Raw genomic sequence first — 10,506 nt, 5'->3', positions numbered from 1 at the left:
GTAGGCCATGTTCTCGGTCGACTCGCGCCCGGTCTCCTCCCACTCGACGGTCACCAGCGGGTAGGCGTAGAACCGCTTGACGATCGCGGTACGGTCGCCCCCGTCAACATGACGAACCCGCCGACCGATCTTGATGTCATGCTTCTCACTCATGATCATTGCTCGGCCTCTCCTGAAGGTGCCGGCACCGCAGCGAGCTGCTCTTCGGGGCGCAGATCGTTCCAGAAGTAACCGGCGTCGGAGGGCGGCAGCCCTGCGTGCGACTCGGACGCGACCACGTGCGCATCCAGGGTCTCGTTCGTCCTCATGTGCCAGGTCAGAGCCTGGATCCAGGCGCCTTCGGTGGTGTGGTCGCGCACGACATATGTGTAGGGCTTCTCCCCGTCGTATCGCTCGGGTCCGGCCACGGTGACGGTGAAATCCCGTAGCCCCTCGGGCCGTTCCTCTGGCGGCAGTTCGTACAGCGGCGCGTCGAACCGCTCCGGCGTGAGTGCGGCGAGCGCGGTCACCTTGATCACGCACCCTCGGTGAGCGGAAGGAGTTTGACTCCTTCCACGGCTCGCTCGTTCACCGCGAAATAGGCCTCGTCGCCACGAGTGACCGGCAGGTCATCGAGCGAGAGATCCTCGTTGTCGTCGACTCTGACCTTGGTGGTCTCCTCTGTGCTCATGATCTCGTTCTCTCCTTCAGATCAGGACATGGGCCAGGGGCGCTGCCCGGCATGGCGGCATCCCTGGAATGGCCCCGCACCCCCTCCTGCGCGGGGGAGTTGAGAGGGTGCGGGAGTCTGTGCTGTTCAACTCATCGGCTCACCGCACGGAAGACTTCCGCGCGTTGTCGCGGGGACCAGTCACCGGTGAGCCGTACGGATGTCTCGGTGACCCTGCCGTCGCCCTCGTATGGATCTTCGTAACGGCCGCTGAACCAGGCGTAGTCGGAGGCGGAGTTGCCGATAGGAGAAGCAGACGGCTCCGTGACTCCGGTCGGGTCGATCCTGTCGACCGCCCAGGAGATCAGGTCGCCCTCCCACCACTCCGCGTCGTACTCGTCGTACGACTCGCAGGTCGTGAACGGCGGCTCGATCGTGCGGAAGTCACCGTCCATCCATTCACCGCCGTACCGGCCCCCGGTCGGGGTGACCCCCGCCCGGGTCCGGTAGCTCACGACGTGGCGGGTGATCTCGATCGTGTAGCTCATGATCAAGCCACCTGCTCCACGCCGGACGCGGGACCGACGTCGTACGACGTGGCCCAGCCCTGACGGACGCTGTAGCTCTCGCTGTACTCCATCCGCACTGGCGCGAAGTCCGCGCGAAGGGACCGCTCCAGACGCTCGATGCGCGAGACCCAGCCGCGACCGCTCCGGCCCTCATCCCCAACGGGGTAGCCGTCCGCGCGGGGCCAGTCCCAGCTCCCAGGCCCCTGGGTGGGTGCGGACACGCGCTCACGGGGAACGTCCGGCGGGAAGTTGTCGGGGGTCTTGTCCAGGGCGTACAGCAGGCCCTGGTGGCGGGTGGTGGTGAGCGAGTAGCGCACCTGCGGCACAACGACCGCACCGTCGTCCAGCACCCACGCGATGGGCGTGCTGTAGCTGTAGACCTGGTAAACGATGTGTCCGGCATCGGCGTCCGCCCGGTATCGGTCGGCCCACTGATCCGGAAGGCGTCCTACGCAGTAGTTGCGCTCGCTCGTGGCACGGAGGGCACCGTAGGTGGTGAACGGCTGTCGAGCAGCCAGTGCCCGGCGCACCGACCACGATTCCGTGGCAAGCTTGGGCATAGTCCTGTCCTCTCCAAAGACCGGGACTGTGAGGGCCACCGAGGCGCCAGGCATCCGTGTTCGAGATGCGGATGCCACGGGGCGGCATCCCCGCAGGCGACGCTCGGGGGCCCTCATCCGTGGGGTGGAGGCAGGCTCGACGGAGATCGCCGGCCTGCCCGGCGCACGATCAGAAGGGCGCACCACCATCGCGTGATGCGCCTTCTGCGGTGCGGCAGTTACAACGTGATCTCCGTTTGTGCCGCCAGATCGAAGATCGCCAGTTGCTCTCGTCGTTTCCCGGCTAAGATCGCCGGCTCCCGGTCGGGGATGATCTCGACCGGGTCGACGTAGACCACGCCGTCGGCCAACCAGCCGCCAAGGCCGACGACGTTCTCGTACTGCGTCGTCACAGTGCGGACCAGGTCCGCGAACGCCTCGAACGGCGCCGCAGCGGAGACGGTGTGCTGCGTCGCGGTGATGCTTACCGCGTACCCGTCGGCGGGGACATAGGCGCTGCCGTCCGGGCAGATCATGATCGTGAACCCGCCGTTCAGAAACAGCTCGTCGTACAGGGAAGCGACGGCAGACGTCGTCAGAGTGTCCATGACCAGTCCTCTCCAGCTGATCACGGTCCCGCCCGGCATGGCGGGAGTCTTGCGGGCTGCAAGACCAGAAGGGCGCACGTCCCGGCATGGACGTGCGCCCCTCATGGCCCAGCAGTCAGGTCCCCGCGTGGACGCCGAACACGGCCAGCACTCCGCCCCATTCAGCGTTGCCGTACTCGTGGACCAGCCAGGCGACAACGGCAGCGGTGAACGCGCTCACCGCCGTCGTGGCCGCGTGGCCAACAGCCCGCAGTACGCGCTGCCGGTCCGCGTACCAGTGGACATCGATCTCCACCGAGCAGCCGAACAGTTCGGGGTGGAATTCCCAGTGAATCCGACCGAACTTCGGATGCAACCGGGAGGCGAGCACCCGGTGCCCATCGGTCGCGTGCTCGGTGATCTTCTCGAACCGCCATGCCTGGCCCGCTTTCGGGCCGGACACCAGATGGATCGTGGTGCCCGGCTCGACGGTGGACGCAGTGGCATCGTGGATGAGTCGCATGATCCCTCTCCTCGATCACGTGCCTGCAACGGACGGACGTCGGCACCCCGTTGCCGAAGTGCCGCACCCATGCCACGCGGCAGGCGGACTCACCAGTGGGCCGAGACGACCACCAGACCGAGCGCACAGACCGTCACTGCACACCAGCCGATCAGGCAGAGAGCCCGTCCGTGCTTCACGCGATGCCGAACTGAAGATCGCTCATGAGGTCGCTCTTGCCGTTGCGGGCGGCCCAACGGCGCATCCCGTTCGCCCGGTGCGGATGGAAAGGCGCCCAATGGGTCGGCCGCACACGGAGGAACTCCCGAGCCTCGTGCTCTTCGATGGACATGATCACATGGAGGAGGGCCGCGTACAGGTCCTCGTCGGTGCAGTCCTTGATCACCATCGGGAATTCCGCGTACGTGGTGATCTCCTCCGGGTAACCGGCCGGAGCCTGGTCCCGGTTGCTGTTGCGCGCCGGGTAGTCGACACGCACCACGATGGTGCCCTCGAACCTCTTCGTGTGCTCGCGGGCGGTGAACGTCCAACCCGGCTTGTAGACCACGTGATCAACTAACTCGATCGCGCTTGCGGTTTCCATGATCCCTCTCCTACGGGTCATGGGTGCTCCGGCATGAGCACCCCAATCAGCGCGCGTGCGGGACGTGCACTGAAGTGGAGCTCTGCCGAAATTCGCTCTCACATAGATACGTCACCCGGAACCATCCGATTACCGATCAAGCAAAAACCATCGTGAAATTTTTCTACACGCCGGAAAGGTGCCGAACCCTAGGTCATCACTCACCCAGCATCCGATCAGCCTCTCACCTAAATACGTATCCCGGAGTCCACCAAATCCCGATCTTCAGAATTCTTTTTGAACATAGACAGAGTCCCCCGACCGACACGGTCGGGGGACTCTGAATGAAGCCTAGGGGGTCCTAGTCATTCTTCTGCTGTCGCGTACTGCGGTAGACCAACTCATCCCGCACGGAGTCAAGCGACGCGGACAGAGCGCGCCATTCCTTGATTCCCGCGTCTCGCGCACGCTGCACTTTTGACGACGAATTGAGCGGGCCGCCGTACAGTTCTTGCGCCGTCTTGCCCATGACGCCAGCACGACCGAGATCATCCGCGTTGGTCGCGTGCCCGAGCATCCCGCGCAACGTCGGATATTCGCTCCCATCGCCCCACGCCGCGCGGAAGATCGTCTCACTGTTTCCCGACAGGTACGGGGTCACGGCCAGGGTAGAAAGCTTGTCCGCATGCGGAATTCCACGCGTGATCTGCTTTCCCGGGGTGGCGTCGATTTCCTCCGGCTTGACGTCCAACCTGTAGCCGTTCCGTGCGGCAGCGTCCCTGACTGCCCAGTATTGGAGCGTCTTACGGGTGACGACGATCGTTTCGCCGTCTCGCCGAACGTACTGCCACGCGGAGGGCTCGCGTGTAGCAACCCAGTCGGCCGATACTTCACACGTATCGATGATGTCACCCAACCGCTTTGCGAAGATCAAAACGGCGTCCTGCGTCACGTCGTCGCTTACGTCGTCTGTGCCGTACAGAGCGCCGCCGCTACGGGCGACCGTCGCGCTTCCGTCCATCCGCTTACGCGAACGTGTCGAATCGACGGTACGGCAGTATCCGCGCGCGATCCTTTGCAGCTCCGCGAAGTCCGCCGCAGTCAAGCGCTTCATGTCTTCTGCTGCGACTTGCCTGGTTCGGCGGTCCGCCGGGTTTTCCCCTCCGGATAACTGATTGCTCACGATCGTCTCCGGTCGTTCGCGACGCGTACCATAGTGTACTGCGCCTCGGTAATTCAATTATCTCGCAATTCCTAGCCAATGCAAGAAGTCGCAGCATTCTTTCTGAATCACCCCCGGAAAGAACCCAAGGTCACAGGTGATGAATTCCACCGGTTCGAAGCTGCACCATCAGGCAAGAATACGGTTGGATTGACGCGAGCAAGGAAACGGAAGGGGAATTGGCCAGGAATAAAGAATGGGGAAATTCGCGTCACGAAATACCGCCACCGTCGAACCAAGCCGATCCTCCCACCCACCAGCCCTGCCCTTCCGTTTGTTCAGGTGCCTACTTGCCACCCAGTTGCATGCTGCGCTGGCGGGGGCCAAATCCCGTCTACCTGCAACAAGGGGCAGCACCGAGCTTCCGCTCTAACGGGCAGCGGGAACGGAAGACAGACAAGAACCGAGGCAGGAAGCCGGACCAGACGGCCGGGAGCAGGTCGGCAAGTATCCCAGTCTGGCTCGGTTCAGACGAACCGTGGTTCATACGATCTGGCTGGTGCCACACTCAGCCGAACCCCCCGGCACTCCGTCGTAGAAGCAATCGCCCGGGCGCGACTTCCGGGTGGACGCGACCATCGGCAGTGTGGACTACGACATTAGCAACCGATTCAGCAGGAAGGCAGCGTGGTTTGCTGCAATTCCGAGGTCGGGTAATCGCATGTCACCAGTCTCCGTAGCGGCGCCAGTCTGAGCCACGGATGATTCCTTTGACACTACGCTCGCGGGCCCTGCACCGCACGGCTTCCGCAGTGGATCACCGGGCCACCCGGCACGTCGGGGCACGTGACTCCTGCCCGCCGTGAGGCACAGGTGGACTGCACTGTGCATAACTTCTGTGTACAGCCTGTCCATGATGCGAGGAGCGTGCCAGACTGCTTGCGCGACTGGGGGTTCGAGGAGATAAAGGAGAGTTTCGTGCCCGATCGATTAGGCCGCTGGCGTCGACGCGGCTCAGTGCAGCATGAACCGGACGAAGGCCAGGTGCCTCACAGATTTGGCGGGCGCAAGCGACAGAACCCGGAGAGTTATTTGGCACCAGATGATGAGCGCTTTCTGCGTGGTATTCATAATACGCGACATCTGATGAGTGGCGAATGGACTTGGGACGTTCTCGTCGCCCTGCACGGTGGTCCACTTCAGTACACGGCTCTCCTCGATGCCATTCGATCGATTCAGACCGGAAGTGCCTGGCCGGGTAAAAAGCATAACTACCTTCGAGACGGCACATTGAACAGGACTCTTCGACGCCTGGAGCAGGGAGAACTCGTCAGGCACGACAGAGAACCTGTGTTCCCCTACCGTGCAGCATACGAGTTGACTTCTGCCGCGCAGGGTTTACTCGTCGTGGTGGCACCTCTGGCCGAGTGGGCGGAGTTGAACGCGGATCTCTTGAAACGTGCGCGAGAGCGCCGACGCATCGAGGAATCTGGGAACAGCTGAGTGAGTTTCCTGCACTCCATGGGGGCCGTCAGCCGACTCCCCTTCCGCCTGAGGCGTGCTTGGCCGACCGAGGGCGCTGGAGAGAATCGCGCAGCGCTATGGTCTCCCGACTCGGCTCGTGATCGATCTCGGCCAGCTTCCTGGTGAGCAACGAAAAGGTACGAGAAATCGAGTCGTGCTGTCCAAGGTAGGCTTGGAATCGAGCGATGTCACGGTAGATGGCCTCGTTGTAAGGATCCAGGGTGCGGGCCCTTTCCAGGAGGGCCAAGGCTTCTTCCGGCTCTGCGTCGCGCAAAATACGAACCAGCGCGCTGACAGTGTCCAGTACGTCACGCCGGAGAGCCTCACGGGGAGCTTCGATCCACTCCGCTGTGAGATCGGTGGCCAAGTCGCCGGCGTAAAGCCGGACAACACGCTCCAGAGCCGTGCGCCGGAGCTGCTCGTCGGAGGCCTCGCGGCTGTTCTCCAGGGCTTCTTGCAGGTGCCACAAGTCAACCGTGACCTGGCTGCGGTCCAGGCGGTAGTGACCGTCTTCGTGGAGGGTCACGTCGCTGAGCGCGTCGTTGGTCGCAGTGCGCAATGCCCGTCGCAGTTGGCTCAGCGTCGCATGGAAGCTGTTGTACGGGCGGTCTCTGGGAGCGTCGGGCCATATGGCGGTGGTCAGAACCTCACGTCGAGCCCCCACGCGGTGAAGAGCGAGGTGGACAAGGACTTCGCGCTGCTTGGGCGCGAGGGAGTTACTGAGATCGGCGTACTCGTCGCTGCCGGTCGGGTGGTGCGTCAAACAGGTACGGCCCAGGACAGCAAGCCGGAGGGGCCGCTGGGCATCGTCATTCGGCTGCTCGGCCTTCGAGGGGGTGACGCGACCGTTAGCAAGGCGGGGGCGGTGCCTTGTGCTCGTAGGTCCAGGAGGAGATGGTTCATCATCTTGGTCTGATTCAGGAAGCGACACCTCCGGAGCGGCTGAAGTTCGTTGAGAACGACGGGAGTTGGGAGCTTCTGAGTCGCGGAGGAGATCCAGCAGAGCCCGGGCATCGACAATGGGCAGCGTGAACAGCCGTGCACCCGTGAGTAGGTCAGCGCAGGAGGCGCTGCTCGCTGCGACGGTCCCGTCGGGCCGGATGCGGACAGTACCGCCAGGCCGCCACTGACCGAAGAGGATGCCGGCCAACCCAAAGGTGGAGCCGTTGTCGAGGACGGCTTGCAGGCGGCGATAGGCGTGGGGAGCAGGGGTGGCGACGAGCACCAAGTCACGGGCGGACGGCGTCGTCCCCGCGGAGCCGGCCTCGGGGCCCGTGCGTGTGCGAGTGAGCAGCTCGGCCTCCATCACGTCCAGCGCCGCATCCAGGTCGTCGACGACACGCAGCTGGGCAGGGAGGTCCGCGTGCTCGCCGATCAGGGTGCGGACGTCGGAGGCCGGGATGAGGATCTCGACCGCGCCAGCGGTAAGCGGCTGGGGTTCGGCGAACAGGGTGATGAGCAGGGCCCGGATGGCGTCGAGGGCTCCTGGACCGACGAAGCCGAGTCCGCGGGACCGAGCGATGTTCCAGGCGAGCGCCTGGCCGTTCTTGACGCCGATGAGTCGTTCACCCGTCGGTGGAGACGTGCTTGGTGCAGGAGATTCCGAATGCGGTCGGGCGGAGTCACCAAGGCCAGGACAGGGTTGTTCGGAGTCGTCAGGTAGATCGGCATCGTCGTGGGCGACGCGTAGAGCGCGTACGACGGGAGCGATGGTCAGGTCGTCGCGTTCACCGCTGCCGGGGAGGTAGCTCACGCGTCGGCGCCATCGGACGGTGAGGAGAGCGGCTGTGACCAGCGCGGCGAGGCCGATACCGACGAAGGCTCCGGTCGGCAGGCTGACGCCGGGACCATGAGGATCGCGCCCCGGGGCGGAGGCCGACGGTGCCGTAGGGGTGGAAGGAGCCGCCGGTGTACTGGGCGGAGCGGTTTCAGGTGAGGGTGAAGGGCTCGGCGCTGCGGGGGCGCTGGTATCCGGAGGACGCGGAGATTCGGGCGTCGGGCTGGTCCGTTCACCACCGCCAGGTTCGCCGGGGCGCGGGTTTGACGACTCATAGGGCAGACGGAGGATCCAGCCGGGACGGATCAGGTCAGGCGTGTCCAGGCTGCGTCCGTCGGGCTGGGGGTGGCCGCGGTTGAGGGCGTAGATCTCCGGCCAACGGTTCCCGTCGCCGAGGGTGCGGTCCGCGATGCGCCAGAGGCTGTCGTAGATTCCGTCGTGAGGCAGCTCGACCACGACGGTCGCGGTCGTGCGCCTGTGGTCCTGTGCCCGTGCTGCGGCGGGCTGTGCAGCGGCAACCAGTGTGTCTGGCATGGGAGTTGTAGCTTTCGCTGTGGTGGCGGTGCTCGTGAGGACGGAGGCCGGCACAGCAGTTGCCGGGTCGTTGGGCCGAGCCAGCAGGGTCATGATCACAGCGCCGACGAGTACGGCAGCCGCAGAGTTCAGTGGGCCTGCGCGAGGTACCACGGGCCGGACCAACACCCGGGCCTCCTCCGCGATCACGCGAACGACGTCGTAGACGAACGCGCTCCAGACCGGCCACAGGATGCACGCCAGGGTGTTGAGCAGGAAGCTGGTGCTCATCGGGGCGAGCAGGACCGCTTCGACCGATGACCACGTCGGGAAGCGGCCCGGCAGCGGCCAGCCGATGTACCGGATCAAGCCCCACGGGATCCCGACAACCAACGCCGTCAGCCCGGCCACGGCAAGCAGACCGCGCAGCAGCAGGCTCGGTGCGCGGCGGGTCAGCCGGGAAGGGGACGGTGATTCGTGTCCGCGCATGACCGGGCCTAGTCAGGGTTCGGGCGTGAGGACGCCGCGGGCGGGGTGGGCAGAGCCGGTTCCGGTCACGGTCAGAGAGTCGACGCCGAGCAGACCGAGGAGTTGGGTGCGTTGGTGGACGGTGACCGTCACCGTGACCGTGTCGTCGTTCACGGTGACCGTGCCCGCGTCGCCGGTGGAACCCAGGTAGGCCCGGGCCAGCGCGTGGGCCTGGCCGGGGACGAGGCGTACGGTGCCGGAGGTGCGGTACGTCGCGAGGTCTAGTGCCTGGGCGCCCGCACGGGCGGCTTCCTGGGCCTCACCGATGGCTCGGACCTTGGCGGCCAACGCGAGGCCTCCGTCCGCGACGAGGCCCGCGAACATCACGATCGCGACCGCGAGGATGACGATGAATGGCGTCACTTGGCCGCGGTCATCAGTAACTCGGCCGCTAAGACCGACAAGGAGCGGGTGCCTCACTCTCACGATGCGTCACCTCCTGCGACAGTCATGGTCGAGCGGTAGACGTCGACCGGCGAGGCGAACTCGGCGGTGAGGGCGGTGGTTCCCGGAACTTGGAGCAGAGCCAGGTCGTGCAGGCCGACGGTGCAGGAGACGACGACCCTGACCGTGGAACCCGCTCGCAGGGTGCCGTGGACGCTCACGGTCAGGCGCTGACAGGTAACACCGGCACCGTTGAGAGCAGACTCGGCGGACGAGCGGGCGTCCGACACCGCGGCTGGGTGGCTGCGGCTCAAGGTCGCGGCACGAGCGGCCTGATGGGCGGCGTCCTCGATCTGTAGCCGGGTGTCGGACAACCGGCCGCAGTAGACCAGGAACCACAGCATCAGGACCAGGATGGGAATGGTCAGCACCAGCTCCACCGTCGCTGATCCGCACTCGCCCGTGTGCTGCCGTTGGCCCGCGGCCCGGCAAGGACCGGCGGTGCGCGGGAGCAGTGTCATGGTGCCGCCTGTCCGCCCGGGCGGAACTGCTCGACCGGGCCCGAAACGTGGGCGCGGACCGGCAGATGAAGAAACGGGACGACGCTGGTGGCAGTGCCGGTGATCCGGACGTCGGCGCGGTCAGCGGTGCGCGTGATGGTGACGTGCGTGCCGCGCAGTGGTCCGCGACCGAGCTGGTCAAGGACTCGTTGAGCCTCATCCTGGCCGACGGCGGTGGTGCCGTCCTCAACTCTGACTACGGCCAGGGCATCGGACGCTGTCGCCTGGGCGATATGGAGGGCGTGCCACCAGATCGTAGCCTGCGCGAGCAGCAGCACCATGGTCAGGAGTACCGGCATGATGATCACCATCTCGGTGGTGACCGCTCCCGACTCGTCCCGAAGCCGACTTGCGTCGGGGCGGCTCTCAGGCCGAGGCAAGGCGTCCTGTCGCCGTCTGGTCTCGGTAAGTGTCATGTCGCCACGGCCTACTTGAACACCACGCTCTTCGCCGCGGCAGTGATCTCCGGGCCGAAGATGCCGACGATGGTGAGAGCGAGAGCAGCGAGGCCCGCGATCCAGATGACCTGCTCGGTGGTGACGCCGCCAATGTCGTTGGAATGCCTTCGGATGAAGGAACGAGCGCGAGTCAGGAGCGAGTTCGGCGAAGACATCAGGTTCCTTCCGGTG

Annotated in this window: 14 protein-coding genes; 1 reads left to right on the top strand and 13 read right to left on the bottom strand. The window is 65.2% G+C overall.

The genetic code is table 11. The annotated features are described in order from the left end of the window. Positions 1-155 precede the first annotated feature (155 nt). The 8 genes from ABZ896_RS17565 to ABZ896_RS17530 all read right to left on the bottom strand — a co-directional run bounded on the left by ABZ896_RS17565 (position 156) and on the right by ABZ896_RS17530 (position 4,612). Complete coding sequence (locus tag ABZ896_RS17565; RefSeq protein WP_360929001.1) at positions 156-518, bottom strand: hypothetical protein; 363 nt, start codon at positions 516-518, stop codon at positions 156-158. Beyond that, positions 515-670, bottom strand: coding sequence for a hypothetical protein (locus tag ABZ896_RS17560; protein ID WP_360928998.1), 156 nt, complete (start codon positions 668-670; stop codon positions 515-517). Before ABZ896_RS17560 ends, ABZ896_RS17565 begins: the two co-directional genes overlap by 4 nt. 131 nt (positions 671-801) lie before the next feature. Beyond that, a complete protein-coding gene (locus tag ABZ896_RS17555; RefSeq protein ID WP_360928995.1) occupies positions 802-1,197 on the bottom strand; it encodes a hypothetical protein in 396 nt (131 codons plus the stop codon). A 2-nt stretch (positions 1,198-1,199) separates the two neighbouring features. Next, entirely contained in the window at positions 1,200-1,778 is a 579-nt protein-coding gene (locus ABZ896_RS17550; RefSeq protein WP_360928992.1) for a hypothetical protein, read from the bottom strand. 218 nt (positions 1,779-1,996) lie between these two features. Further along, positions 1,997-2,365 (bottom strand): hypothetical protein, encoded by a 369-nt coding sequence (locus tag ABZ896_RS17545; RefSeq protein ID WP_360928989.1) that lies wholly within the window; start codon positions 2,363-2,365, stop codon positions 1,997-1,999. A gap of 115 nt (positions 2,366-2,480) precedes the next feature. After that, positions 2,481-2,867: a hypothetical protein gene (locus tag ABZ896_RS17540; protein ID WP_360928986.1), complete on the bottom strand. Its 387-nt coding sequence runs from the start codon at positions 2,865-2,867 to the stop codon at positions 2,481-2,483. A gap of 175 nt (positions 2,868-3,042) precedes the next feature. Then, on the bottom strand, positions 3,043-3,450 hold the full coding sequence (locus ABZ896_RS17535; RefSeq protein WP_360928983.1) for a hypothetical protein: 408 nt from the start codon (positions 3,448-3,450) through the stop codon (positions 3,043-3,045). A 340-nt stretch (positions 3,451-3,790) separates the two neighbouring features. Next, positions 3,791-4,612 (bottom strand): hypothetical protein, encoded by an 822-nt coding sequence (locus ABZ896_RS17530; protein ID WP_360928980.1) that lies wholly within the window; start codon positions 4,610-4,612, stop codon positions 3,791-3,793. A gap of 957 nt (positions 4,613-5,569) precedes the next feature. Here ABZ896_RS17530 and ABZ896_RS17525 point away from each other — a divergent pair. Then, the gene (locus ABZ896_RS17525; protein WP_360928977.1) at positions 5,570-6,094 is read left to right on the top strand and encodes a winged helix-turn-helix transcriptional regulator; all 525 of its coding nucleotides are present in this window, start codon (positions 5,570-5,572) and stop codon (positions 6,092-6,094) included. A gap of 28 nt (positions 6,095-6,122) precedes the next feature. On the opposite strand, the gene ABZ896_RS17520 is transcribed toward ABZ896_RS17525, so the two are convergent. From ABZ896_RS17520 to ABZ896_RS17500, 5 genes are read right to left on the bottom strand one after another with little or no spacing between them, the layout of a single operon-like run. Next, entirely contained in the window at positions 6,123-8,894 is a 2,772-nt protein-coding gene (locus ABZ896_RS17520; RefSeq protein WP_360928974.1) for a hypothetical protein, read from the bottom strand. 12 nt (positions 8,895-8,906) lie between these two features. Then, positions 8,907-9,296, bottom strand: a complete 390-nt coding sequence (locus tag ABZ896_RS17515) for a hypothetical protein (protein WP_360928971.1) — start codon at positions 9,294-9,296, stop codon at positions 8,907-8,909. Positions 9,297-9,355: 59 nt separating this feature from the next. Then, positions 9,356-9,838, bottom strand: coding sequence for a TadE family protein (locus ABZ896_RS17510; protein ID WP_360928968.1), 483 nt, complete (start codon positions 9,836-9,838; stop codon positions 9,356-9,358). Then, on the bottom strand, positions 9,835-10,293 hold the full coding sequence (locus tag ABZ896_RS17505; RefSeq protein WP_360928965.1) for a TadE/TadG family type IV pilus assembly protein: 459 nt from the start codon (positions 10,291-10,293) through the stop codon (positions 9,835-9,837). The genes ABZ896_RS17510 and ABZ896_RS17505 overlap by 4 nt, the downstream gene beginning before the upstream one ends. Positions 10,294-10,304: 11 nt before the next feature. Continuing rightward, the gene (locus ABZ896_RS17500; RefSeq protein WP_360928962.1) at positions 10,305-10,490 is read right to left on the bottom strand and encodes a hypothetical protein; all 186 of its coding nucleotides are present in this window, start codon (positions 10,488-10,490) and stop codon (positions 10,305-10,307) included. Positions 10,491-10,506: the final 16 nt, after the last annotated feature.

The sequence above is a fragment of the Streptomyces sp. NPDC047072 genome (assembly GCF_040643855.1).
In the GTDB taxonomy this organism is placed as follows: Bacteria; Actinomycetota; Actinomycetes; order Streptomycetales; family Streptomycetaceae; genus Streptomyces.
This window is presented reverse-complemented; position numbering and strand designations above follow the sequence as displayed.